The 25,439-nt window shown below is 64.7% G+C and carries 21 protein-coding genes; 13 read left to right on the top strand and 8 right to left on the bottom strand.

The genetic code is table 11. The features are described 5' to 3' along the window. Positions 1 to 81: 81 nt before the first annotated feature. From mmsA to galE, 6 genes are read left to right on the top strand one after another with little or no spacing between them, the layout of a single operon-like run. Entirely contained in the window at positions 82 to 1,620 is a 1,539-nt protein-coding gene (mmsA, locus tag RF641_RS11870) for a multiple monosaccharide ABC transporter ATP-binding protein (protein ID WP_047120503.1), read from the top strand. Next, the gene (mmsB, locus tag RF641_RS11865; RefSeq protein WP_047120502.1) at positions 1,617 to 2,798 is read left to right on the top strand and encodes a multiple monosaccharide ABC transporter permease; all 1,182 of its coding nucleotides are present in this window, start codon (positions 1,617 to 1,619) and stop codon (positions 2,796 to 2,798) included. Before mmsA ends, mmsB begins: the two co-directional genes overlap by 4 nt. Positions 2,799 to 2,809: 11 nt before the next feature. Further along, on the top strand, positions 2,810 to 3,739 hold the full coding sequence (locus RF641_RS11860) for an aldose 1-epimerase family protein (RefSeq protein ID WP_047120501.1): 930 nt from the start codon (positions 2,810 to 2,812) through the stop codon (positions 3,737 to 3,739). A 42-nt stretch (positions 3,740 to 3,781) separates the two neighbouring features. Continuing rightward, positions 3,782 to 4,888: a galactose-1-phosphate uridylyltransferase gene (galT, locus tag RF641_RS11855; RefSeq protein ID WP_047120500.1), complete on the top strand. Its 1,107-nt coding sequence runs from the start codon at positions 3,782 to 3,784 to the stop codon at positions 4,886 to 4,888. Then, the gene (gene galK, locus RF641_RS11850; protein WP_047120499.1) at positions 4,888 to 6,072 is read left to right on the top strand and encodes a galactokinase; all 1,185 of its coding nucleotides are present in this window, start codon (positions 4,888 to 4,890) and stop codon (positions 6,070 to 6,072) included. Before galT ends, galK begins: the two co-directional genes overlap by 1 nt. Beyond that, on the top strand, positions 6,069 to 7,028 hold the full coding sequence (gene galE, locus RF641_RS11845) for a UDP-glucose 4-epimerase GalE (RefSeq protein ID WP_047120498.1): 960 nt from the start codon (positions 6,069 to 6,071) through the stop codon (positions 7,026 to 7,028). Before galK ends, galE begins: the two co-directional genes overlap by 4 nt. An 85-nt stretch (positions 7,029 to 7,113) precedes the next feature. On the opposite strand, the gene RF641_RS11840 is transcribed toward galE, so the two are convergent. After that, the gene (locus tag RF641_RS11840) at positions 7,114 to 7,587 is read right to left on the bottom strand and encodes a hypothetical protein (RefSeq protein ID WP_047120497.1); all 474 of its coding nucleotides are present in this window, start codon (positions 7,585 to 7,587) and stop codon (positions 7,114 to 7,116) included. A gap of 67 nt (positions 7,588 to 7,654) precedes the next feature. After that, complete coding sequence (locus RF641_RS11835; protein WP_113607328.1) at positions 7,655 to 9,271, bottom strand: amidohydrolase; 1,617 nt, start codon at positions 9,269 to 9,271, stop codon at positions 7,655 to 7,657. A 101-nt stretch (positions 9,272 to 9,372) separates the two neighbouring features. On the opposite strand from RF641_RS11835, the gene RF641_RS11830 reads away from it, so the two are divergent. Then, positions 9,373 to 10,062 carry a TetR/AcrR family transcriptional regulator gene (locus RF641_RS11830; RefSeq protein ID WP_424573257.1) on the top strand — a complete coding sequence of 230 codons (690 nt, stop codon included), beginning with the start codon at positions 9,373 to 9,375 and terminating at the stop codon, positions 10,060 to 10,062. A 324-nt stretch (positions 10,063 to 10,386) separates the two neighbouring features. Beyond that, positions 10,387 to 11,751: an APC family permease gene (locus RF641_RS11825; RefSeq protein ID WP_424573256.1), complete on the top strand. Its 1,365-nt coding sequence runs from the start codon at positions 10,387 to 10,389 to the stop codon at positions 11,749 to 11,751. A 123-nt stretch (positions 11,752 to 11,874) separates the two neighbouring features. On the opposite strand, the gene RF641_RS11820 is transcribed toward RF641_RS11825, so the two are convergent. After that, on the bottom strand, positions 11,875 to 12,669 hold the full coding sequence (locus RF641_RS11820) for a carbon-nitrogen hydrolase family protein (RefSeq protein WP_424573255.1): 795 nt from the start codon (positions 12,667 to 12,669) through the stop codon (positions 11,875 to 11,877). A gap of 267 nt (positions 12,670 to 12,936) precedes the next feature. Between RF641_RS11820 and RF641_RS11815 the strand changes: the two genes are divergently transcribed. Further along, on the top strand, positions 12,937 to 13,884 hold the full coding sequence (locus RF641_RS11815) for a patatin-like phospholipase family protein (protein WP_424573254.1): 948 nt from the start codon (positions 12,937 to 12,939) through the stop codon (positions 13,882 to 13,884). 170 nt (positions 13,885 to 14,054) lie between these two features. Here RF641_RS11815 and RF641_RS11810 read toward each other — a convergent pair whose 3' ends face one another. The 4 genes from RF641_RS11810 to RF641_RS11795 all read right to left on the bottom strand — a co-directional run bounded on the left by RF641_RS11810 (position 14,055) and on the right by RF641_RS11795 (position 17,933). After that, a complete protein-coding gene (locus RF641_RS11810) occupies positions 14,055 to 15,203 on the bottom strand; it encodes an AlkA N-terminal domain-containing protein (RefSeq protein WP_424573253.1) in 1,149 nt (382 codons plus the stop codon). A 430-nt stretch (positions 15,204 to 15,633) separates the two neighbouring features. Beyond that, on the bottom strand, positions 15,634 to 16,320 hold the full coding sequence (locus tag RF641_RS11805) for an SDR family oxidoreductase (RefSeq protein ID WP_120991714.1): 687 nt from the start codon (positions 16,318 to 16,320) through the stop codon (positions 15,634 to 15,636). A gap of 53 nt (positions 16,321 to 16,373) precedes the next feature. Beyond that, a complete protein-coding gene (locus RF641_RS11800) occupies positions 16,374 to 17,276 on the bottom strand; it encodes an EamA family transporter (protein WP_424573252.1) in 903 nt (300 codons plus the stop codon). Between the two features lie 42 nt (positions 17,277 to 17,318). Further along, a complete protein-coding gene (locus RF641_RS11795) occupies positions 17,319 to 17,933 on the bottom strand; it encodes a helix-turn-helix domain-containing protein (RefSeq protein ID WP_424573251.1) in 615 nt (204 codons plus the stop codon). 355 nt (positions 17,934 to 18,288) lie between these two features. Between RF641_RS11795 and RF641_RS11790 the strand changes: the two genes are divergently transcribed. After that, positions 18,289 to 19,551, top strand: a complete 1,263-nt coding sequence (locus RF641_RS11790) for an MFS transporter (RefSeq protein WP_047120490.1) — start codon at positions 18,289 to 18,291, stop codon at positions 19,549 to 19,551. A 255-nt stretch (positions 19,552 to 19,806) separates the two neighbouring features. Here the strand turns inward: RF641_RS11790 and RF641_RS11785 are convergent, their stop codons facing one another. Then, complete coding sequence (locus tag RF641_RS11785) at positions 19,807 to 21,276, bottom strand: amino acid permease (RefSeq protein WP_424573250.1); 1,470 nt, start codon at positions 21,274 to 21,276, stop codon at positions 19,807 to 19,809. A gap of 558 nt (positions 21,277 to 21,834) precedes the next feature. Here RF641_RS11785 and RF641_RS11780 point away from each other — a divergent pair. From RF641_RS11780 to RF641_RS11770, 3 genes are all read left to right on the top strand, one after another. Beyond that, positions 21,835 to 23,076, top strand: a complete 1,242-nt coding sequence (locus RF641_RS11780; protein WP_424573249.1) for a low temperature requirement protein A — start codon at positions 21,835 to 21,837, stop codon at positions 23,074 to 23,076. 84 nt (positions 23,077 to 23,160) lie between these two features. Beyond that, positions 23,161 to 24,120, top strand: a complete 960-nt coding sequence (locus RF641_RS11775; protein WP_424573261.1) for an ROK family protein — start codon at positions 23,161 to 23,163, stop codon at positions 24,118 to 24,120. A gap of 71 nt (positions 24,121 to 24,191) precedes the next feature. After that, positions 24,192 to 25,436: an MFS transporter gene (locus RF641_RS11770; protein WP_424573248.1), complete on the top strand. Its 1,245-nt coding sequence runs from the start codon at positions 24,192 to 24,194 to the stop codon at positions 25,434 to 25,436. The last annotated feature ends 3 nt before the right edge of the window (positions 25,437 to 25,439 follow it).

Raw genomic sequence — 25,439 nt, 5'->3', positions numbered from 1 at the left:
ATATGTTTATAAGAGACAGGGCCGGCACGGCCCGCCAACCCGACGCATCGACCAAAGATCACAGCAAGGACCTGGGTACCCATGGACACCACTATCCTGCAGATGCAGGACATCACCAAGACCTTCCCCGGCGTCAAGGCGCTGGACGGCGTCAACCTCACCGTGCAGCAGGGAGAAATCCACGCCATCTGCGGTGAAAACGGCGCCGGGAAATCCACCCTCATGAAAGTGCTCTCCGGGGTCTACCCGCACGGCAGCTACGAGGGACGGATCCTGTTCGAGGGCCAGGAGCTGAAAGCGTCGAACATCAAGGATTCCGAAGCGCAGGGCATCGTCATCATCCACCAGGAGCTGGCCCTGGTGCCCTACCTGTCCGTGGCGGAGAACATCTTCCTGGGCAACGAAACCCAGCGCGGCGGCTTCATCGACTGGAACGAAACCAACCAGCGCGCCGCCAAGCTGCTGGCCCGCGTGGGACTGGACGAACTGCCGGTCACCCCGGTCGGCCAGCTGGGCGTAGGCAAGCAGCAGCTCGTTGAAATCGCCAAGGCGCTGAGCAAGAACGTGAAACTGCTGATCCTCGACGAGCCCACCGCGGCCCTGAACGACGAGGACTCCGCCCACCTGCTGCAGCTGCTGCGCGGGCTACGCGAGCAGGGAATCACCTCGATCATCATTTCCCACAAGCTCGGGGAGATCGAAGACATCGCGAACACCACCACCATCATCCGCGACGGCCAGTCGGTGGAAGCCCTGGACATGTCGGACCCGGCCTCCACCCAGAACCGCATCATCCGCGGCATGGTCGGCCGCGAGCTCTCCGCCCGCTACCCGGACCGAACCCCGCAGATCGGGGAGGTCGTTTTCGAAGTCAAGAACTGGTCGGTGTACCACCCGACCCAGCAGGACCGGAAGGTCGTGGACAACGCCTCGCTCCAGGTGCGCGCCGGGGAAATCGTCGGCATCGCCGGGCTGATGGGGGCCGGGCGCACCGAACTGGCGATGAGCGTCTTCGGGCACAGCTACGGCCGCGCCATCACCGGCGAGGTCCACATGGACGGCCGGAAGGTGGACACCTCCACCGTCGGGAAGGCCATCAAGGCAGGCATCGCCTATGTCTCGGAGGACCGCAAGAAGTTCGGCCTGAACCTCATCGAGGACATCCGCGTGAACACCACCGCGGCAGGACTGGCAAAGATCTCCTCCAACGGATTCGTGGACGGCAACAAGGAAATCCAGATCGCCGAGCACTACCGCAAGTCCATGCGGATCAAGACCCCGAACGTCATGGCCAAGACCGGGAACCTTTCCGGCGGCAACCAGCAGAAAGTCGTGCTGGGCAAATGGCTGCACACCGCGCCGGAGCTGCTGATCCTGGACGAGCCCACCCGCGGCATCGACGTCGGGGCCAAATACGAGATCTACACGATCATCAACGAACTCGCGGCCGCCGGCAAGGCGGTGCTGGTCATCTCCTCCGAGCTGCCGGAACTGCTGGGCATCTGCGACCGCATCTACACACTCGCCTACGGCCGGATGACCGGCCAGCTGCCACGAGCCGAAGCCACCCAGGAACGCCTCATGGAGCTCATGACCATTGAGAGGGAGAGCGCCCGATGACGATCTCATCCGAGCTGAAAGACATCTTCACCAAGAACCTGCGCACCTCGGGCATCTACATCGCCTTCGTGCTGATCGTGCTGCTGTTCACCGTGCTGACCAACGGGCTGCTGCTCAGCCCGACGAACATCACCAACATCGTCCTGCAGTACTCCTACGTGCTGGTGCTCGCGCTGGGCATGATCATCGTGATCGTCGGCGGGCACATCGACCTGTCGGTGGGATCGCTGGTCGCGCTGACCGGCGCGGTGTCGGCGGTGCTGGTCATCAAGGGCGGAATGCCCTGGTGGGTCGGCATGCTCGCCGGCATCCTCACCGGCGCGCTGTGCGGGGTGTGGCAGGGTTTCTGGGTGGCGATCGTGGGGATCCCGTCCTTCATCGTGACCCTTGCCGGCATGCTGCTCTTCCGCGGCCTGACCTACGAGGTGCTGAACAACATCTCGCTCTCGCCGTTCCCCGCCGGATACCAGAAGATCGCCGGCGGCTTCCTCAACGGCCTGCTCGGCGGCTACGGCTTCGACACCTTCACCCTGGTCATCGGCGTGATCGCGGTGGCCGGCCTGGTCGTCTCGGCCTGGCGCACCCGTCAGGGGCGCGTGAAGTACGGCCAGCAGGTCGAGTCGATGGCGATGTTCCTGGGCAAGAACCTGCTCTCCGCGGCGATCATCCTGTGGTTCTTCTGGCAGATCGCCACCAGCCGCGGCATGCCGATCGTGCTGATCATCCTGGGCGTGCTCATCATCGCGTACCACGTGCTGACCACCAAGACCGTGTTCGGACGCCATGTCTACGCGATCGGCGGCAACCTGTCCGCGGCGAAGCTCTCCGGCGTGAACATCAAGAAGATCAACTTCTGGATCTTCATCAACATGGGCATGCTCGCCGGCGTGGCCGGCGTGGTGTTCTCCTCGCGCTCCAACGGCGCCCAGCCGGGCGCCGGCAACATGTTCGAGCTCGACGCGATCGCCGCCTGCTTCATCGGCGGCGCCTCGACCACCGGCGGCGTGGGCCGCGTGACCGGCGCGATCGTCGGCGGCCTGGTCATGGCGGTGCTCTCCAACGGCATGCAGCTGATGGGCGTGGGCGCCTCCGCCCAGCAGATCGTCAAGGGCATCGTGCTGCTGCTGGCAGTCGCCTTCGACATCTACAACAAGCGCCGCGTGGGCCAGGGCAGTTGAGCCCGGACGCCATGCGCACCACCGCGAACGGAAAAATCGCCACGCTGGAAGCCCACGGGTTCACCGCGCGCATCGCCAGCGTGGGCGCCGCCTTGGCCGGCCTGGAATTCCGGGGCAGGCCCTTGGTGCGCCCCTTCGACACGGATAGGGCGCGCCCGGTCTACTCCGGGGCGCTGCTGGCCCCCTGGCCCAACCGGGTGGTCGATGGGCGCTACGGCTGGCAGGGCCGCGAACACCAGCTGGCGCTGACCGAGCCGGCGCGCGGGCATGCGCTGCACGGGCTGGCGGCGAATACCGATTTCACCGTCACCGCCGAGGACGCCTCGTCCCTGCGGCTTGCGGCGCTTCTCCCGGCGCAGGAGGGATACCCCTTCGCGCTGGAGCTGGCCGTCGAATTCCGGCTGGATCAGGACGGGCTGCGCACGCTGGTGACCGCCGCCAACATCGGCCGGGACACCGCGCCGCTGGGCTGGGGGTCGCACAGCTACCTGCTCGCCCCCGGCCGGCCGGAGGACTGGGTCCTTACGCTGCCCGCCGCCGCCGTGCAGGAAACCCGCGGCGAGCGGCTGCTGCCCGGGCGGCTGGTGCCGGTGGAGCAATTCGATCACGGGGCGCTGGATTTCCGCGCGCCGCGGGCGCTGGGGCAGACCTTCATCGACCACGCCTATACCCGCCTGCAGGCGGATTCCTCCGGCCTCTTCCACGCCAGCGTCACCGACGCCCAGGGGGTCGGCGCCCAGATCACCTGGGACGAGGCCTGCCGGTGGGTCCAGGTGCATACCGCCGACCGCCCGGAGCCGGAACTGGACCGTACGGGACTGGCGCTGGAACCGATGACCTGCCCTCCTGACGCCTTCAACAGCCACCAGCACCTCATCGCGCTGGAACCCGGGGCCAGCCACCAAGCATCCTGGCTCATCGGCCCGGTCCAGCCGCGCTGAGAACCGCCACCACACCGTGCACCGTCAATGGGAGAACACGCCATGCCGCAGGGCACCGCACCTCACGAACACCACCACCGCGTCCACCACCTGGCCGACGGCCGCGAGGCGATCTTCTTCGCCGATGCCGGAAACCTGCCGCCCCGCCAGGTGCACGACCTGCGCCCGCTGGATCCGCGCGGCGAACCGGGCCAGCTGCGCTACGACCGGCTGACCGGGGACTGGGTGGCCGTCGCGGCGCACCGGCAGTCACGGACCTACCTGCCGCCGAAGGAAGAATGCCCGCTGTGCCCGAGCACCGGCGGAAGGCTGAGCGAAATCCCGGCCGAGCAGTTCGACGTCGTCGTGTTCGAAAACCGCTTCCCGTCGCTCGGGCCGCTGCTGGGGCAGATCCCGCCGGAAGCCTCCGCCGCCGTGCCCGAAGCCGCGGTCGGGCGCTGCGAGGTCGTGGTGTTCACCCCGGACCACGAAGGATCCTTCGGCTCGCTGGACGAGCGGCGCGCCCGCACCGTGGTGGAAGCCTGGGCGCAGCGCACCGCGCAGCTGACGGCCATGGAAGGAATCAAGCAGGTCTTCGTCTTCGAGAACCGCGGGCAGGACATCGGGGTGACGCTGCACCACCCGCACGGCCAGATCTACGCCTACCCGTACCTCACCCCGACCGCTCACAAGATGGCGCAGCAGGCGCAGGCGCACCTGGCGCAAACCGGCCGCACCCTGATGGGCGACATCCTGGATTTTGAACAAAAAAACGGTTCACGGATGGTCGAGCAGGGCGAGCACTTCTCGGTTTTCGTGCCCTACGCGGCCCGCTGGCCGCTGGAAGCGCACCTGGTGCCGCACCGCCACGTCGCGGATCTCGCGGCGCTGTCCGAGGAAGAAAAGGACGAGCTGGCGCTCATGTACCGCGGCCTGCTGCGGCGCTTCGACGCGCTGTACCAGACTCCGACCCCCTATATCGCCGCCTGGCACCAGGCCCCGCTGGTCGACGGCGCCCGCGAGGCGTCGCGGCTTCACCTGCAGCTGACCAGCCCGCGGCGCGCGGCTGACAAGCTCAAGTACCTGGCCGGCTCCGAAGCGGCCATGGGTGCGTTCATCAACGACGTACCTGCAGAGCAGACCGCCGCACGGCTTCGCGAGGTGGGATAGTGAGCGCCAGCAACTCCCGCCGGACCGCTGTGCGCATCCAGGCCCTGCGCGCCGGCTTCGCGAAAATCTACGGCCAGGAACCGGAGGGCGTGTGGCGCGCGCCGGGGCGCGTGAACCTGATCGGCGAGCACACCGACTACAACCTGGGTTTCGTGCTGCCCTTCGCCATCGACAAAAACGCCCTGGTGGCAGTGCGGCGCCGCGATCCGCAGGGCGCGGATCCGCAGCTGCTGCAGTTCGCCTCCACCTTCGGCGGCGAGCAGGTGACCAGCGTGCGGCTCGAAGACCTCGCCCCCGGGGCCGTGCCGGGGTGGGCCGCGTACCCGGCCTCCGTGGCCTGGGTGCTGGGGCAGCAGGAAAACGTCGAGCTGACCGGGTTCGACTTGCTGGTCGACTCGGACGTTCCGGTGGGCTCAGGGCTGTCATCCTCCCATGCGCTGGAGGTCGGGACCATCGTGGCGCTCAACGACCTGCTTGGGCTGCAGCTGGAGAAGACCGGCATGGCCCGGCTGACCCAGCGCGCGGAGAACGAGTTCGTCGGCGCCCCGACCGGCATCATGGACCAGAGCGCCTCGCTGATGTCCCATGCGGAGCACGCGCTGTTCCTCGACTGCCGCAGCCTTGAATCCACCGCGGTGCCGCTGCCGCTGGAGCACTGGAATGCGGTGGTGCTGGTCATCGACACCCGGGTGGAGCACTCGCACATCGACGGGGGCTATGCGGCCCGCCGCGCCAGCTGCGAGCAGGCAGCCGCCGCCCTGGGGGTCGCCTCGCTGCGCGAGATCAGCTCGGTGCCGGAGCTGGAAGGGCTGGATCCGTTGGTCAAGCGCCGGGCCCGGCATATCGTCACCGAAAACCGCCGGGTGCTGGATGCCGTGGCCGCGCTGCGGGACTCGGATCTGCAGGAGGTGGGCCGGCTGCTCTACGAATCCCACGAATCCATGCGGGACGACTACGAGATTTCCGCGCCCGAGCTCGACGTCGCGGTCCAGGCGGCGCGTTCCGCGGGCGCCGTCGGGGCGCGCATGACCGGAGGGGGATTCGGCGGCAGCGCCATCGCGCTGATCGACCGGGGGAAAATCCAGGAAACCAGCGAGGCGGTGTACCGGGCGTTCAGCCGGGCCGGCTTCCAGCGGCCGTCGATCTTCACCGTCAGCGCCGACGAGGGGGCGGGCAGGGCATGAGCTGGCTGGTGACCGGCGGCGCCGGATATATCGGATCCCACGTGGTCCGCGCGCTGGATGCCGCGGGGCTGGCCCCGGTGGTGGTGGACTCGCTGTCCAGCGGGCTGCGCGAATTCGTCCCGGACCACGTGCCCTTCATCCAGGCGAGCATCCTCGACGAGGACACGCTCACCGCGCTCCTGGTCGAGCACCAGGTGGCCGGCGTGATCCATCTGGCCGGCTACAAGTACGCGGGGGAGTCGGTGTCGCATCCGCTGCTGGCCTTCGAGCAGAACGCCACCGGCACCGCACGGCTGCTGGCCGCCATGGAACGGGCTGGCGTGGACCGCATGGTGTTCTCCTCTTCGGCCGCCGTCTACGGAACCCCGGGCGAAGCGCTGGTCACTGAGCAGACCGGCACCTTCCCCCAGTCCCCGTACGGGCAGAGCAAGTTGATCGGCGAGTGGCTGATCCGCGACCAGGCGGTGGCCGCCGGACTGAAGCACACCTCGCTGCGCTACTTCAACGTGGTCGGCTCGGGCAGCGAGGAGCTGTTCGATACGAGCCCGCATAACCTGTTTCCGCTGGTATTCCGCGCGCTGAACTCGGGCCAGGCCCCGAAGATCTTCGGCACCGACTACGACACCGAGGACGGCACCTGCGTGCGGGACTACGTGCACGTCGCGGACCTGGCCCTGGCGCATGTCGAGGCGGCGAAGCAGCTGGCGGCCGGATCCGGGCTGGAGCCGGTGTACAACCTGGGTTCCGGCGACGGGGCCTCGGTGCGCCAGATCATGGATGCGGTCGCAGCGGTCACCGGCATCGGATTCACCCCGCTGCTCGAGCCGCGGCGCCCTGGGGACCCCGCGCGCATCGTGGCCGACGGCACGCTGGCCGCCCGGGACCTGGGCTGGAGAATGCGCCACAGCCTGCAGGACATGGTGGACAGCGCCTGGCGGGCTTCGCGCGCCCGGTAGGCACGCGGCCCGCCCCGGGGCTTACCGGCCGGGCAAAGGCTGCGGTGGACTATTCCATCGAGGTGCTCGAAGGGTCCGGAACCATTTAGCCTCGGGCCGGTCGAGGAGGAATCGGGTCCGGGCGACCGGCGTTCAGCTTTTGCCCGGTAGCGCGTATCGCCCGTTGCATGCACCAAGCGGCGACCGCTGAGCCCAAGGCGACGAGCGCCGCGGCCGGCAGCAGGTACCCTGCGCCTTCCCAGCCGGCGAGCCCGGTCGTCATCAGACCCGCAGGAATGCAGAGGACCGCCGCAGTTGCGGCGGCTGTCGGAACCAGCCGCTGCATGACGCCCCCGGGCCTGCGCCGATGCCCGAAGGCGAGCACGGCGTAGACCCCACCGGCAACCAGCAGTCCGTACAGCGCACCGAAGGGTACGCCATACAGGAATGTGATGACGGTATACTCACGCAACTCAAGAATCACGATGCACAACACAGCGACGGCAACACCGGCAACGGTTCCGCGGGTCAAGAGCGCGAACAGCAGCTCCGAAGGATGCGTCAGGCGAAGGCGGGTCATCTGCCCAGACTAGGCCATCACGCCTCCGCGATGCGCGCTCGCCGGCAGGCTGCCTGCCTGCCGTTGCTCAGGCGGTCAGCAGCGGGTCGCCGGCGTTGACCGGCTGCCCGTCGAGGTACGTTCCCAGCACGTCGACCGTGCACAGCTGCTCGGGAGCCAGCGAGAGCGGATCTTCCGCGAAAACTGTCAGGTCCGCAGGCGCGCCGAGCACGATCCGCCCGCCAACAGCACCGGTGCTGGCGTGCACGTTCACGGTGTACCCCTCCAGGGCCTCGCGTGCGCTGAGCTTGTGGCGGGGCTGGGCCGAATCGCTGCCCGGCACCTCGGTACGCCGGCGGGTCTGGGCGTCGGCCAGGATCAGGCGCGGATCGTACGGCGCGATGGGCCAGTCGGACCCCAGGGCCAGGACCATGCCTGCGTCCTGCACATCGCGCAGGCGGAAGGCGAACGACGCGCGGTGGCCGCCCAGCCGGCGGGACCAGGCGTCGGAGCCGTCGGCGCGCACGAAGTGGGTGCAGTGGGTCGGCTGCATGCTCACCGTGGCGCCGCTGGACTTGAGCGCGGTGAAGTCTTCGTCGTTCATTTCCTCCAGGTGCTCGATCCGGTGCAGGACCCCGTTCCCAGGCAGCTCGCTGATGGCCTTGATGACGAACCCGATGCCTTGGTCGCCGATGGCGTGGGTCGTGGTGGTGATGCCGGCTGCGGCCAGCGTCCGCAGGTTGTCGACGTACCGCTGGGGCTCAAGGTACAGGGACTCCGTGGACTCGCCCTCGGTGTCCGGTTCGTAAAGCCAAGCGGTGCCGTTGTCGACGGTGCCGTCGATCATCAGCTTCACGCCCCGCACCTGCCAGCGCCTGCCGTGCTGTCCTTGCAGCTCGATCAGATGCCGCAGTTGTTCGGGAGCGTCGCTGGCCATGATCCAGGGAGCGACTCGCAATTTGATCGGCAGTTCCGTGCGTTCTTCGAGCCTGCGCAGGATCTCCAGCGAGTCGGGATCCGCCAAATCCAGCATTTCACCACCGGTCAGGCCGCTGGCGGCCATGCCGCGCAACAGGCGTTCCAGTCCGTCGACCTTGCCCTCGATGGTCAGCGGCGGCAGGGCCTCTTCCACCAGGGCCATGGCGGAGAATTCGCGGATGAAACCCGTAGGCCGGCCCTCGGAATCCACCACGATGCTGGAGGCGTCGTCAAACGTCTCCGTGCCGGTGATGCCGGCTGCTGCCAGCATGGGCTGCGAAGCCAGCGCCGAGTGTGCATCAAAGCAGGTGACGTAGCTGGCCCGGCCGGGAGCTGCCTCGTCGAGCAGCCCGCCGTGGGGTTCGGCTTCGCCGAAGACCGCTACGTTCAGTCCGTAGCCGAGCACCGGTGCATCTGCAGGCTGTGACTCGGCATGGCGGGCGAAGATCCTGCGCGCGTCGTCCAGGTCCTTGGCATCGCCCAGGAATACCCCGCGGGCGACCGACTGGCCGAATATCGGATGAATGTGCGCATCGACGAGGCCGGGAGTGATGGTTGCCGTCCCGTGGTCGATCACCTTGGTATCCGGTCCTGACCACTCCGTTGCCTCGGAGCGGGAGCCGAGGTGCGTCACTACTCCCGCGGTGATACCTATGGCGGTGTACTGCTTTTCACCGTCCAGGCTGTGAATGGTGTCCGCGAAGATCACGGTTTCGGGCGTCTGCATCAGCTCGACTCCTAAATGAATAGTGTTAATTATCGTTGAGTCTAACCACTGGGCCCTCTACTGTCCATGATTGGATAGGAAATAACCAAGGGAGTTAGTGCATGTCTTCTACGCCGCATCGTGTTGCCGGACGCCCGGCCACGCCGATCCTCACTCAGCAACGCATCGTCGAGGCCGCCTTCTCGCTGCTCGATGAGGGTGGGGCCGAAGACTTCTCGATGGGTAAGCTCGCTCGTTCGCTGGGCGTGCGGACTCCGGCGCTTTATAACCATGTGGACAACCGGCAGCACCTGGTTAACCTCATGCGTCGCGACATGATTCGCTCCATTGACCAGAGCCTGATCGCCGAGCTCCCGTGGCCAGAAGCACTGCTCCATTTCGGCCAACTGTTCCGTGACGCCTTGCTGCGGGTTCCTGCGGCCGTCGAGCTGATCGTGGCCACGCCGATCACGGAAGAATCCGAATCAGGGCTCATCTATGAGGAGCTGGGCGGCATCCTTCGCCGGGCAGGGGTGGCCGTTCCCCGGATACTCATGATCATGATTGCCTTTGAGTCCCTCGTGGTTGGCGCAGCCTTGGACATCGTGGCTCCCGGAGCCCATGTTGCCGTAGTGCCCGAGGGGGATTCGGGGGCCCGCCAGACCCGCCATGTGGAAGTCCTGGAGCTGGGGGAGAAATTTGCGCGGCAAGCGCGCTCGACAGTCAGCGAGCAATCGTTCGACTTCGGGCTGCGCGCCATCATCGCGGCCGTTGAGCGAGAAGTGAGACAGCGCGATCACGTAGGCATGTAACACCAATGTTGCGTGGAAATTAACAATATAAATTTCCTTTTGCGGCCGAACATTCGATGTCCACCGGCCGATTCGAGTGTCAACAATCCCCTGTTTCGCCTAGTGGGGGGCTCTTTTGCCTTGCAATTAAAGCCTTGCTCGCGATGTCAGGCGGGCTTTTCGGCGCCCTTTGCGCTGGCGGTTGCGCCAGCCCGCCCCTTGCGCCAAGTGACTCCAGTCACTACCTTTAGTGAACGTTCTTCATTTAAATCTGGCCCTTGGCTTCCAGCCCCTGCACCTCTGGCAGGTGGATTATGCCGGGTAGCGGACGGAAAGGTGCTCATCATGTCGAACTCTCCACTCAAGCCACCGGGTGGCGCAGTGCTTGCCACCGACCAGATGAACCGGGTCCTGGGCCTGCCCAATCTGGTGCTCTTCGGCATGGTCTACATGGTTCCGCTGACTATTTTCAGCACCTACGGCATCGTCACCGAGATTACCGGTGGGCGATTGCCGCTGGCGTACCTGATTACCATGGTGGCGATGATCTTCACTGCACGCTCCTATGGGCTGATGTCGCGGGCTTTCCCGGTGGGCGGGTCGGCATATGTGTACACGCAGCGATCCTTCGGCCCGAATATAGGGTTCATGGCCGGCTGGGCGCTGCTGCTGGACTACCTCTTCTTGCCGATGATCAATTACCTGCTGCTCGGGATCTACATGCATGAGTTCTTCCCGGCGATCCCACCATGGGCGTTCATGCTGGCTGGAATGATCGTGGTGACGGTGCTGAACGTCGTTGGAATTGTCTCCGTGGCGCGGACGAACATCGTGATCATCGGCTTCCAGTTTCTCTTCATCATCCTGTTCGTCATTTTTTCGGTTGCCTACCTCAAGGAGCAGGTCTCCGTGGATCTGTGGGCACCGTTCCGGGGGAACGGAGAGCCCGGCGGCTTCGCGCCACTGGCTGCGGGAGCGGCGATCTTGTGCCTGTCGTTCCTCGGGTTCGACTCCATCACGACCTTCGCCGAAGAAGCACGCAACCCGAAACGGGACATGCCGCGGGCAATTCTGCTGACCACATTGATCTGCGGACTAATGTTCGTGGGCCTGGCTTACCTGTCTCACTTGGTATACCCCAGCCACGAATTCGAAAATGCTGACTCCGCATCGATCCAGGTGATTTTCGCGGCGGGCGGAGATTTCCTGGCCATCTTCTTCACGGCAGGATTCATCTGCGGCGCACTCGGATCCGCCCTGGTTTCGCAGGCATCGGTGGCGCGTATTCTCTACAGCATGGGCCGGGACGGAGTTCTGCCGCGCAAGGTGTTCGGCTATCTGCACCCGCGATTTAAGACACCGACCTACGTGATCCTGATCGTCTCGCTCATTTCGCTCACGTCCTTGTTCGCCAGCCTGGAAATGGTGTCGGCGATGATCAGCTTCGGCGCTTTGGTGGCATTCTCCGCAGTCAACCTTGCCGTGATCAAGTACTACTTCCTAGCCCACCGTCAGCGAGGTCTGGCGTCGACCGTGAACTACCTGTTGCTGCCGCTGGTCGGCCTATGCCTGACCATCTGGCTCTGGACCAGCCTGAGCCCGTTGTCGCTCCAGATCGGCCTGGCGTGGATTGTATTGGGTCTTGCCTACCTCGGCTACGTCACCGGCGGATTCAAGCGCAAGGCGCCAATGCTGGATCTATCCGAGTAGCGGGAGCGCATCGCCTGCCCGGGTAAGGCCAGACCGGGGATCCATGCAGCGCTATTGAGCAGGCACTTGGCAATCGCCGGTGCCCGCTCCGCGGTGTTGTCCAGGGGTTCTGAGCGAGCGAGCCTAGAGGTCGACGGCGTTGGCCAGCACCGGAAGCTTCCTGCGGGCTTCCTCGATCAGGCCCATGTCCAAATCCACGATGAGCAACTCGGGCGCGGGTCCTGCCTGAGCGATGACGCGGCCCAGCGGGTCGACGGCCATCGAGTAGCCCACACCCAGCGGAGCGGCACCCTTCAGCGGCCGGCCGACGCTTTCGGGATCGGCCTGGTCCACGGCGATCACGAAGGTGGTGGTGTCCAGTGCGCGGGCCTGGGCCAGCGCCTTCCACTGCTCGGCCTTGCCCTCGCCGCCGCCCCAGGACGCGGTCACGATGTTGATCTGGGCGCCGGCGCGGGCATGGCGCACAAACAGCTGCGGGAAGCGCAGGTCATAGCAGATGGCCATGCCGATGGTGGCTCCATCCAGCTCGAACTGCACCGGGGTGTCGCCAGGGGTGACGGCCTCCGACTCCAGATAGCCGAAGGCGTCGTAGAGGTGGATCTTGTCGTAGTGCGTGTCCACGCCGCGGCCCACGACCAGCAGGGTGTTGCGCACCCGGCCGCCCTCGCCGGGGGTGAACATGCCCGCCGCGATGGCGATGCCCAGGTCGCGGGCCTGCTGGCGCAGCAGCCCGGCCCAGCGGGCGTTGACCGGCTCGGCGAACTTTTCCACGGGGTTGCCGAAGGCAACCTGCATGGCTTCGGGGAAGACGATCAGCGATGCGCCAGCCTCGGCGGCCTGCTTGGCATGGTCGCGGATGATCGCCAGATTGCGCTGGGGATCGCCGGTGCTCAATACCTGTGCCAGCGCGATCTTCATGATGTTCCCGTCCCTTCGCCGGCGGCGCGTGGAGTACGCCGCATCTACGTCGACTCTACGTAGGCGGGCCAAAAAATGGCAATGCGGCCGGTCGCATGCGTCTGATACGGCCTTATGATGAATGCACGCAGTTCAAACCCGTTGCAGGGAGGTGGTACCCGATGTCCGCACGATCGACCGTGGGCGCACCCCTGTCCCGTACGACGGCCCGGCACTCCTAGCCAGGCTGCGGGTGAGCCCAAGGAATTCTTCCGAAAGGCACCCGCCATGAACTCATTCTCCTATCCGACCTCCCGCGCCAGCACGGCGTATCCCTATCTTTCCGGCCTGCCCAAAACCACCGGCGCCCGAGCCCTGGTGCTGGGCGGCGGAGGAGCCACGGGGAACGCTTGGCTGATCGGCGTGCTCGCCGGGCTGGCCTCCGAAGGCCTGGACGTCAGCGCGCCGCAATTGACGGTGGGAACTTCCGCCGGCGCCACCGCGGCCGCCCAGCTTGTCGGCTCCACCCCGACCGAGCTCTACCAAGCGGTCATCGCCGCACCGGCGCCTCCGGCGGCTGCCCCTCGACCTGCAACCGCACCGGCTGCGGCCCGAGTTCCCGACCAGCTGTCCCGCATCAGGTCCATCAGCTCCGCTTCCTCCGGACCGGGGGACATGCACCGGAGGATGGCTGCCGCCGCGCTGGATCTGCCCGGTGCCTGGGACAGGGAGCTGAGCGCCCGGTGGAGATCCATCGTGCAATCACGCATGGCGCAGGCCGACTGGCCGCAGCGGCTGGTCTATCTCACCGCAGTGCAGGCGCAGGACGGCGAGTCGGTGGTCTTCGACAACTCCAGCGGGGTTCCGCTGGTCGATGCCGTGGCCGCCAGCTGTTCCAGCGGCCCGCCGTATTGGCTCGGGGAGCGCGCCTACATCGACGGCGGCTACCGCCGGAATGAAAACGCAGATCTGGCGCAGGGATACGACAAGGTGCTGGTGCTGTCTCCGCTGGGCGGTCGGAGCCTGCACCCGGAGAGCTGGGGCATGCAGCTGTCGGCGCAGGCGGACCAGCTTCGCGCGTCCGGAAGCAAGATCCAGATCATCGTGCCGGATGCCGCCGCCGAAGCCTACGTGGGCGTCAACGCCATGAACCAGTCCCTGCGCTCGACGGCCGCCCGCGAGGGATTCCGCCAAGGCCGGGAACAGGTCGGAGAGATCCGGGAGTTTTGGCGTTGATCCGTCGCGGTTTCCTGCTCCGTGCGGGCTGATTCTCCTCGCGGTCCCTGACGGCTGACCAGGTGTCCTTCCGGCACTCGCCATCCATCCGGATCGCGAGCGTCCGGGTTTCCGAGGCGTTGGATGGACGGGGTCATCTTGCGCGGCAAGTCGTCGATATACGAAGAGGATCAGCCGGAGGCTGCCTGCCATAGGTGCATGGAGGCATAGGAGCGCCAAGGGGACCAGCGCCGGGCGTACTCTTCGAGCAAACGGTGACTGGCGCTTTTCGAGGTCTGCGGCTCCAGAATGCCGAGCCGCACTGCTCCGGAGACCAATGCAACATCGCTGCGCATCCAAGCGTCGGGATCACCAAGCACGCGCATTGCGAGGTAGGCGGCGGTCCAAGGCCCGATTCCAGGTGTTCGGAGCAGGCTCTCCCGCAGCAGCTGGGGATTGCTCTCGAAGCCGACCTCCAGTTCACCGCTCTGAAGTGCAATGGCTGCACTTCGAAGCGTAGAGATCGAGCGGCGGGGGAGCTTCAGGACGCGATCGGGATCCAGCGGTAGATCTGCTCCGGGGTCGTGCACGGTTTCAATGATGTCCGCCGGAGCGGGAAAGATCCTGTCCAAACCGGTAAAGCTCGAAGTGTAGGCGGCTCCGGCCTGAGCTACGAGTCGGGAAAGATGGGTTCGAGCGGCCTTGACCGAAATCTGCTGGCCGATGATGGCCCGGATGACCAGCTCATGAGGGTCGACTGCGCCGGGCACCCGGATGCCCGGGGTTCGAAGGATACTCGCTTCCAGTGCCGGGTCTCTGGACAGGTTGAGATCGATGGCGCTTGAGTCGGCGTCCAGATTCAAGAGGCGCCGTATCCGGAAAATTGCGGCAGCCTGATCGCGCAAATTTTGGAGTTCAAGCTGAGCTTTCAGGACCCAGCTGGCGGATCCATAGTTACGAGCGATAAGCCTAATAGCCCCTGGCCCACTTGGGAACATGAGTGTTCGGGCATATATGAGCCTGTCTTTCTGCGAGAGATCTGTCGTCTCTACACCGGCAATCGCCCTTGCTTCCAGAAACGAGAAAATGCCTTGGGCGTCAAAGGGGTGCTGGATCGGCAAGTCGATGTTCAGAACTATGGGGGACTGTTTGCCGAAACATCGCGTCCCGAAAGGAGTCGGTGAACTTGGGTGCTTCTGGTTGCTCCCTGCACTCATGTTGTCGCCCCAATCATCCGACGAAGTTTCGAAGTCACCTTGAGTGTAACTAATTGATCGAAAGACTGATTCTGACGCGAAAGCGCCACTAGAAATTAGATGAAAATTCAGAATGAAGCACACTCGGCCGTTCTGAATTCAGCATACGCAAGAAGCTGCTCGCATTAGACGTGACCGAAATTCCGTCCATGGCACCTGCCGGTCTCGCGAACGACCTGAAATGAACAAATTTATTGATCGTAGAACGCCTCTTCTCGTGGAGCTCGTGGCAGTCTCATTCGCAGTGGAGATCCGCAAGCGGAAACTGAAACTGAACAAGTTTTTTGATCATTTTTCCGCAGACTATCGTTCGGCGCGACGGTACCCGAGCGCTCGCGATACTGCCGCCCGTGGAAGCTGTGGGTGACCCGGTGAGGTCTCATCTGAACAAATTTTTTGATCAATTTGCCGATCGGGTCTTGCCGGGCATCAAGAAAATGAATGCGGGGAGACTGCCAGGAACCATGAGAGGATGAACAAATTTTTTGTTCAACTTCGCATGGCGGCCTCAGTCCTATGGTTGCGGTGAAGGGTTGATATCGATCGAATCCAAGTTCGCGCGGTCACCCAGGGAAAGCGCGGTCATTAGAGCCTCGGCAATCTGTTCGGGGCGGACCCAGTTTTCCGCATCGTAGGTTTTCTCTTCCCAAGAGTGCAGCTGTTCCTGCATCGGCGTGGAAACGCGCCCCGGGTGGATGGAAGTGACCTTGATGCCGTTCGAAGCTTCTTCGATCCGGAGGGCGTCGGCGAATGCCTTCATGGCGAATTTGCTGGCGCTGTATGCGCCCGATCCCGCAATGGTGCGGTGCCCGAGACCTGAATTGATCATGAACACGTGGCCACGTGCCCGGCGCAAGGCAGGCAGCATGGCGCGGGTGAGCTCCACCGGAGCCAACACGTTGATCTGCATGCTCTGTGCCCAATCCTCCTGGCTCGTCTCCTCCACGGTGCCCATGCGGAGTATGCCGGCGCTGTGCACCAGAACATCGAGTGCGGGGATCTGCGCGGCAAGGTCGCCCATGCGGCCGGGGGACCCAAGGTCCGCGAGCAGCGGCGTGGCGGATCGAAAACCTTCTGCGGCGCGTTGCAGCGGCTCGAAGTTTCGCCCCACCAGAAATAGGTGATGGGTTGGCGCCAAGGCCTCGGCTATGGCGCGGCCAATGCCGCCGGTGGCTCCGGTAATCAGTGCGCTGGGTGTCATGTGGTCATCCTTGCTTGTCTGCTCGGTTCGAATCAGGGATCAGGGAACGAGCGCTACTGCGTGCTTTGCTCGGGAGCGGGGACTTCGGTGAGGTTGCCGCTGGTCTTGCGCGCTCCGTCCCATTGGGCAGCGGCGCCGGCGGTCACGACGATGACAACGCCGACAGCCTGGAAGACCGACGGGGCTTGGCCGAGGACCAGAAGTCCGATGAGCACGCCGAAGGCCGGTTCGACTGACAGTAGCGTGCCGAAGGCCGTGTGGTTCATGCGCTTGAGGGCCAGCATCTCCAGCCCGAATGCGATGACCGGGGTGATCAAGGCGATGCCGGCTGCCGCAGGCAGGACCCACCAAGCGAGGTTGCCGTTGATCACCTGGGGGAGCCCGACGGGCATGGTAGCCAGTGCGGCGATGGGGATGGTCAGCGACAGGCCGCTGATGCCGGCGAAACGGTCGCCGACACGCTGGGTGAGGACGTTGTACGAGGCCCAGCATGCGCCTGCTGCCAGCGCCAGCCCGACGCCGATGGGGTCGAAGGATCCGGACCAGGGTTCGGTCAGCAGGACGATGCCCGCCAAGGCCATCGCAGGCCAGATCAGCGCCCTGCGGTTGCCGCTCATGAGGCCGGCGACAATCAGTGGACCGAGGAACTCGATGGCTACCGCGGTGCCCAGTGGAATACGCTCCACGGCGCCCAGGAAGAACACTGTCATGAAGCCGGTGACCATGCCGAGGATAAGCAGCGAGGGGAGATCCCTGCGGCGGATGGACCGGAGCGCCGGACGGGAGATGATCCAGAGGAACACCGCTCCGAAGCAGAGGCGCAGCCATGCGGTGCCCGCCGGGCCGACTTCGCGCAGCACTCCCACCGACAGGGCGTTGGCCAGCTGGATGGACAGCATGGCCGCGATGGCCATGGTCCATGGAGGAAGGCTGGTGACGGTGAGGCGGGCCGTCATTGGGGTCTCCTTGGGCGGTTCTGGGCTGAAGCCGGGGTGTGGCTAGTCGGCTGGAGCATCGGATTCCAGCTGGCGGTGGGACGTTCCGACGCCCGGTTCGAAGACGGCCAGCGTGAAACGCAGCGGCGCATCTGAATTGTTCTCGTAGGAGTGGGGCTCATCGCCCGGGAAACAGAGTGCGTCGGACTCGGACAGCGCGTAAATTTCTGCGCCGACCTGGACCGTGAGTTCGCCTTCCAGCACCTGGAGGAGTTCTTCGGTGCCCGCGACGTGCGCGTCGCTGCCGTGGCGTTCGCCCGGCTTGAGCGTCCAGTCCCACAGTTCGATGACATTGGGGGAGCGGGTGCCGCCCAGTAGCACGCCCAGGCCGCCGTGCTTCCCGCTCCATAGCTCGGCGCCTTCGCCCCGGCGGGTGATCTTGACGGCCTTGGCGGTCGGCGGTTCGACCAGCGCGGGGAGGCCGACTCCGAGGGCGTCGCTGAGCCGAAGCAGCGTGCCGATGCTGGGATTCACGGCTCCCTGCTCGACGTTGATCAGCATGCGTCGGCTGATTCCGGCATGCTCTGCCAGCTGATCCAAGGTCCATTGGAGGCCCAACCGCTCCTGCTTGACCCGCGCGCCGATGGAATGTGCAAGGATCTGGGTATTTTCGTCCACAAATGCATAATAGTGCACTAGTGGTGCACCGTTCTACACGCCTAGCGTGCTCGATCGCTGCGGACGTGCGGCATTTCCGTGCGTCTGCCAATATTTACATAGCCAACCTATGTAAATAAATGTATAGTGGGACTATGCAATAACGCGTGGGACCGAGTGCTCCTGCGAGTTGCAGATCCCCGAACACCGTGAAGCTGCCAAGCGGATTGCAGCGATCGCGCGGCCGGATCGTCCCCCCCCGGGGCATCCGTTCGGCGTGGCCGCATCGCGGGAGGACAGGCGTTTGCCACGAGTATCTACGAAGAGCGCAGACTACGCACAAAACATCGCACCAGCAAGGAATGAGAACGATCGAATGACGCAAGCCGGAAACGTACAGACATCGCTGTTGAAACAGCCTGGCTCGGTCTGGGCCATCGCCTTTGCCTGCATGGTCTCCTTCATGGGCATTGGCCTAGTCGACCCCATCCTTCCGGCCATCAGCCGGGCGCTGGAGGCAAGCCAGTCCCAAACCATGCTGCTCTTCACCAGCTACCTGTTCATCACCGGCATTGCGATGTTCTTCACCAGCTGGGTTTCCGGGCATTTGGGTGTGAAGAAGACCCTGGTTATCGGCCTGGTCCTCATCGTCGCCTTCGCCGCGCTTGCCGGTGCCAGCTCCAACGTCAACGAGATCCTGGGCTTCCGCGCCGGCTGGGGATTGGGAAATGCCCTGTTCATCTCCACCGCCTTGGCGGCCATCGTGGGCGCCGCCAGCGGCGGAAGCCGGCAGGCCATCGTCCTCTATGAAGCCGCGCTAGGTGTCGGAATGGCAGTTGGGCCGCTGGTTGGCGGCGTCTTGGGCAATCTGTCGTGGCGCGGACCGTTCTTCGGCACCGCGGTGCTCATGGCCATTGCCCTGGTGGCGATCCTCGCCTTCCTGAAGCTCCCGGCCGGGGCGCCGGCGCCGGCCAAGATCTCCATCGCTGCCAGCTTCAAGGCGCTGCGCAACCCGGCCCTGCTGGCCCTGTCCGTCACGGCAGTGTTCTACAACTTCGGTTTCTTCATCCTGCTTGCCTACACTCCCTTCCCGCTGGAGGCCGCGGCGCATGCGGCGGGGCTGGACTTCGGCGCCACCGAACTCGGGCTTGTCTTCTTCGGCTGGGGATTGGCGCTGGCGATTACCTCGGTGCTGGTGGCGCCGCCTGCGACCCGCACGTTCGGGCTGCGTCCGGTGCTGTTCACCATGCTGGGCCTGCTGGCCGTGCTGCTGGGTGCGATGGCGGTCTTCCACGAGCAACTGAAGGTCCTGATCATTCTGGTCGTCGTCGCCGGCCTGGTGCTTGGCGTCATGAACACCGCGCTGACCGAAGCGGTCATGGAAGCCACCGACTTGCCGCGCAATGTCGCCAGCAGCACCTATTCCGGCGTGCGCTTCCTGGGTGGTGCGGTGGCCCCTGCTGTCGCGGGTCCGCTGGCCGCCGCACTGGGCGCTGCCGCCCCGTACTGGCTGGGTGCCGGGGCGGTAGTGGTGTCGATCCTGGTGCTGGCTCTCGCGGGGCATAAGCTCAGCCACATCGGCGCTGCCCATGAGACGCCGCAAGAGATCGCCGAGGACGTGCTGCTCGGCGAAGCCTAGTGCGTTCTGCTGGCTGACTGTCATGGATTCACGGCGTATCGGAACACTGGCGTGGAGGCCGCAGTCCGAGGACCTCGGTGGGCAGTCCACGCAGGGGCTGGCAGAAGCTGCAGACCCTTGTGCGATTCTGCCATCCCAGCATCCGGTGCTGTCGAGCACCTGAGCGCAGTTCCCACGTTGGGTGGGCGGCTCAGCCCCGGACTCGACGCGGGCCGCACCATGGAATGAGGGCCTGCCTACGTACTATCCCGCTTGCTACTTGGCCTCATCCAACGGGTGGGGAAGCTCTGAAACGGTGCCCGCCAACGGCTTCCCCTCACGGAGCAGCGCGCGCTTGCGCAGGTGCCAGAAGACCGCCAGGATAATGAACCACACCGGGGTCGCCAATGTGGCCCAGCGGGTGCCGTCACTGTAGAGGAACGTGCAAATTAGGAATACAAAAAATACGAGAACAACCCAGGGCGCCAAGCGGGCGACGGGTACTCGGAACTTCGATTCCTGATGGCGTTGCGGATGCTTCTTCAGAAAAACGATGTAGCTGACGACTATGGAACCCCAAGTGCACAAAACCATCGTGGCGCACATCGTCGAGACGAACCCGAAGGCCGTTGCCACGTCGTCTCCAGCGTAAAGCAGCGGGACTGCGGTGAACAGAAGCACCGCGGTGGCGAATACGGCCCGACGCGGAACGCCGCGTGAATCGGTGAACGCGATCTTGCGTGGAGCGTGACCGTCTTTGGCCAAGCCGAACAGCATACGCGTTCCGGAGTAGACGCCGGAGTTCGCGCTGGATGCCGCGGAGCTGAGCACCACGAGGTTGATCACCAGCGCGGCCGGGACAAATCCGGCAAGCAGGAAAGTCTGCACGAATGGGCTCTTGCCCGCTTCCAGCGCTGTCCACGGCGAAATGCTCATGATCACGGCGAGCGAGAGGACGTAGAAGACAAGAATGCGGACCACGATCGAATTGATGGCCTTGGGCAGATTCTTCCGCGGGTTTTCAGCCTCAGCGGCGGCGGTGCCCACCAGTTCAACACCGATGAACGAGAACACGCCCATCTGGAAACCGAGCACGAAGCCGCTGATCCCCATGGGGAAGAAGCCCCCTTGGTCCCAGAGGTGGGTGATTGAAGCCTGGAATCCATCATGGGTGAACCCGGTGAAGATCAGTACCGCGCCAACTGCAATCAAGGCCAGGATCGCGACGATCTTGATGATCGCAAACCAGAATTCCATTTCGCCAAACCAGCGGACGGGCTGCAGGTTCAACACCAGCAGGAAAAGGGCAGCGGCGAGGGCCGGTAGCCAAAGGGGCACTTCTTCCCAGAAAAACTGGGTGTAGGCAACGATGGCGGTAATGTCGGCGACGCAGGCAACCACCCACGAAAACCAGTAGTTCCATGACACGAAGAAGCCGGCCCAAGGTCCGAGGAAATCCTTGGCAATATCGCCAAAGGTTTTGTAGTGGAGATTGGACAACAGCAGCTCGCCGAGCATGCGCATGACTAGGAAAACGAAAAAGCCGATGATCGCGTAGACGAAGATGCTCGAAGGCCCGGACACCGATACGATCTGGCCTGACCCCATGAATAGGCCGGTGCCGATAGCACCGCCAATGGCGATCAGCTGAAGATGGCGGTTTTTCAGTCCGCGCCGCATTTCTTCCGATGCCTCGGGCACCGCAGAATGGTCCTGCTGCGGTGGTTTGGGTGATTTCGGGGCCACGGAGCTCTCCTTTGGTATGCGGTGCTTTCCGTTTTCATGCACATCGAACAACCCTAGTCGTGATTTGGCGGGTGATTCGATCCAGGACGTCGGCACGGTGTGGTGAAAGGCGGACCGGACAGGCGGCCATGTGACTCGACTCATGCCGGACGCCGGTTTTTCCAGTGCGGTCGATCAGGAGCGCAGGCGGCCGGCCTCGGAAGCCAGGGAAGGCGCCGACCCCGCGACGGGTGCAGGCATTACTGTTTCCCAAGCACCGGAAAGCCCTGCGAGACCGGACTGCTGCAGATCGACATTCGCCCAGACAAGCACGGCCTGCATTTTGATAAGGCAGGGTGTAGTCCTTGTCCGCAAAGCCGTCGGTAATGCTCCACGCCAGACCACCTTGGCAGAGCGGCAGCGGTGCGCTCGCCGGGGCGGAAAAGCTGTGCATCCCATGCTGTCCCGGCAGCCGACCCAAACGCAGGTCATTCACGCCGGACGTGGAATATTTGCCGCCGAGCTTCGTATTCTTGAGCAGAACATGTTTTTTGGACTCAGGAACGAAGCCGGGCCGCCATGCCGGAGAACCATCACTACGCCTCGCGCACACTGCGGGTGAAGCGCATGCGCTCGAGGGATCCCTCCGAGATCTTCAGGTCCTCCAGCCCGCTGGAGCTGTTCTTCGACCTGATCTTCGCGGTATCGGTCTCGCTGGCCTCGGCCCAGCTAGTGGATGCCGAGACCCATGCGAATGTGGCGGGCGGTTTGGTCGCCTACCTGATGGTGTTCTTCGCGGTCTGGTGGGCGTGGATGAACTTCACCTGGTTCGCCAGCGCTTTCGACGCGGACGACTGGCTCTACCGCGTGCTGGCGCTGACCCAGATGGCCGGCGTAGTGATCCTCGCGGTGGGCACCACCCCGGCGATGACCGAGGGGGATTTCCACCTGATCATCGCCGGCTATGTGGTGATGCGGCTGGCGCTGGTCGTGCAGTGGATCAGGGCTTCGCGAAGCCATGCCGGGCTGCGGAAAACAGCGCTGCGCTACGCCGTGGGCATCGTCGTGGTGCAGGTGTTCTGGGTCTGTTATCCGCTGGCGCCGGCCGACTGGGCGCTGCCGGTGTTCCTGGTATTGGTCGCCTGCGAGCTGCTGGTGCCGATCATCGCGGAGCGAGCGGGACAGAACCCGTGGCATCCGGAGCACATCGCCGACCGCTACGGTTCCTTCACGCTGATCGTGCTGGGCGAATCCGTGCTGGCTTCCACCGTGGCCGCGGCCAATGCGTTCGAGAACGCCAGCCAGCTGCTGCAGTTCTCGCTGCTAGGCGTTGGCGGATTCATCCTTGTCGCCGGCCTGTGGTGGGTGTACTTCTCCTCGGATGCCAGCGTCTGGCTGCGCCGGCGCACGGCGCCGATGATCTTCGGCTATGGGCACTACTTCGTTTTCGCGGCCGCCGGCGCGTACTCGGCGGGGTTCAAGGTGCTGCTCGACCACGAGGCCGGGAATTCCGGGTTGACCTCGGCCATGGCGGTGGCAACGCTGAGCGTCCCGGTCTCGATCTTCCTGCTGGGAGTCTGGGCGCTGATCCTGCGGCACTGCCTGCGCGGCTTCTTCAAGTGGGCTTTCCCCGTCGGAGCGCTGTTCATCGCCGTCGCCCCGCTGCTTCCCCAGCTGACGCCCACTGACGCGTCCGACGTGCAGATCGTCGTGATATCGGTGCTGGGGGCGGCGGCGATCATGGTGGCGTTGGTTGTGCTGATCGAGGCGTCGGGAGTCCGCGAAACCGACGAGCATGGGGCTGCCGCGCAGGTGGCGTAGCACTGACAGCCGTGGCTGCTTGCCGCCGTCAAAAATCTCGGCTGCTTTCAACGATGGACGCCATCGGGTTTATGCTGTGTGACTATGCAATCCTCCGAACCTTCCATCGGCGTCGACATCGGCGGAACCAAGATCCTTGCGGCGCTGGTTGACGCCGACGGCATGATCACCCGGCAACTGCACCGACCTACCCCTGCCCGGGATGTCCCCGCCACCGAGCGGGCCATCGCTGAACTGGTCCAGGAGCTGGGCGACGGGGAGCCAAGCTGTCCCGTGGGAGTAGGCGCCGCAGGCTGGATGAACCGCGACTCAAGCCGGGTGCTCTTCAGCCCGCATCTGTCCTGGCGCGATGAACCGGTGCGCGACCGTTTGGAAAGCCAGCTGGGCCGGCCTGTCACCTTGGTCAACGATGCGGATGCCGCAGGGTGGGCTGAATACCGATTCGGCGCCGCCCGCGGAGTCAATGATATGGTCTGCCTGACTTTGGGCACCGGGATCGGCGGTTCGATCATCCTCGGTGGGGAGGTGTACCGCGGAAGCTCGGGAATCGCCGGGGAATTCGGACACCAGACGATTGTTCCCGGCGGCCATCGCTGCGCCTGCGGCAACCGCGGCTGCTGGGAGCAATATGCCTCCGGCAATGCTCTGGGACGCGACGGCGCCGAACTGGTGCGCTCGAAGTCGCCCGTCGCCCATAGCCTGCGCGAAGCCTGCAATGACGACCCCTCCACGGTAACTGGAGCTCTGGTGACCGAGCTTGCGGTGCAGGGAGACGCCGCCTGCCGCGACCTGATCGAGGAAATGGGCCAATGGCTTGGTCTTGGCATCTCGAATCTGGTCTCGGTGCTGGATCCGGGCATGGTCGTCATCGGCGGCGGCCTGGGTTCGGCTAAGACCGAGTTGCTTGCCGTGGCCGAAGCGCACTATCGGCGTACCCTATCCGGCCGCGGATACCGCCCCTTCGCCCAGATTTGCCGGGCGCAGCTGGGGCCTTCGGCTGGGCTGATTGGCGCCGCGGACCTCGCGCGACGGCAAGCTCGATGAATTAACATTGACAGGACATTAGGACTTATCTAGGCTCGGCTTGTCAGCTTACACCAGTGCGAGGTAGCCAGATGGCCCGTCGAAGCCCAGCGCAGATCCCTGCGGAACCTTTTGCGCGCCCCAAGGCTCCCGGCCGCGGGGCCCTGTTCGGGGTGCTGGCGACCTATGCCGTAGCGATGTGCGGCACCACGATGCCCACGGCGCTGTACCCCACGCTTCAGGATGACTTTGGTCTGAGCACCGCCGCGGCGACGCAGCTGTTCGCGATCTACGCGGTCACCGTATTGCTTGTTTTGTGCGCATTCGGCTCTCTGTCCGATGCGCTGGGCCGAAAGCCGGTCATGATGCTCGGGTTGGGCGCCTCCTTGGCCAGTGGCGTGCTGTATTCGATTGCGGATGACGCACCGATGCTATTTGCAGCCCGCGTGCTCTCCGGAGTCTGCGCCGGGCTGGTCACCGGAACGGCTACGGCTTATTTGACGGATCTGGTAGGCAGCCCCAGTCGTGGGGCCGCGGTTTCCAGCGTCGCCAACATGGTTGGCCTGGGGAGCGGCCCCGTGCTGGCCGCCTGGCTGACTTTCGCAGTCCCGACCGTGCCCATGATCGCTTTTACGGCGCATGCAGTGGTTTCCGGGCTGTGCTTGCTTGTTCTATGCTTCGGGCCTGAGAGCGTGCCCTCGCGTCGACTGCGCCTTTATCCCAGTCTGCCGCTGGTGCCCCGATTCGCTCTTCGGAATTTTGCCATCGGGGGATTGATGACCCTGGGCTTCGTTGTGATGGGCGGCTGCACCGCGATGACCTCCATCCTGGTGGCGCGCTCGTTCGGAATCAGCGACCTGCGGGTCCTGGGACTCATCGGTTCGCTGATCTTTGCCGCCACCGCCATCGGCCAGAAGCTCGGTGGAGCATTGGTTCGACGTCATGCGCTGGCTGGTTATGCCGGGCTGGTTTCCGGGGCTGCGCTGATCTGCCTAGCGCCGTTATTGCCTGGAATGTCAGCGGTGGCCATCTACCTAGCTGGGTTGACGGCGGCCGGATTGAGCCACGGTGCCTTGTTCCCGGTGGGGTTGGGCATTGTTCTGCAGGATATTCCGCTCGGCCAGCGCGGTAGCGCCAGTTCCGCCTTTTGGGTGTTGGGCTACGCGCTGACTGCGGCGGGTGCTTTGGGGCTGGGCTGGGTCGGTGAGCTTTTCGGCGAAGCGCAAGCGGTCAGCTGGTTCGGAGCCGCCGTTGTTGTCAGCGCAGTTCTCTGCGCTGCACTTCATCTTAGGCTTTCGGTGCCTTCTCGCCGCCGGGGTGGGGAACCCTTGATCTAACTT

The organism is Arthrobacter sp. 'calajunan', assembly GCF_046940185.1.
Taxonomy (GTDB): Bacteria; Actinomycetota; Actinomycetes; order Actinomycetales; family Micrococcaceae; genus Glutamicibacter; species Glutamicibacter soli.
The sequence above is the reverse complement of the archived record's forward strand: the minus strand, read 5'-3'. Positions and strand labels throughout refer to the sequence as shown.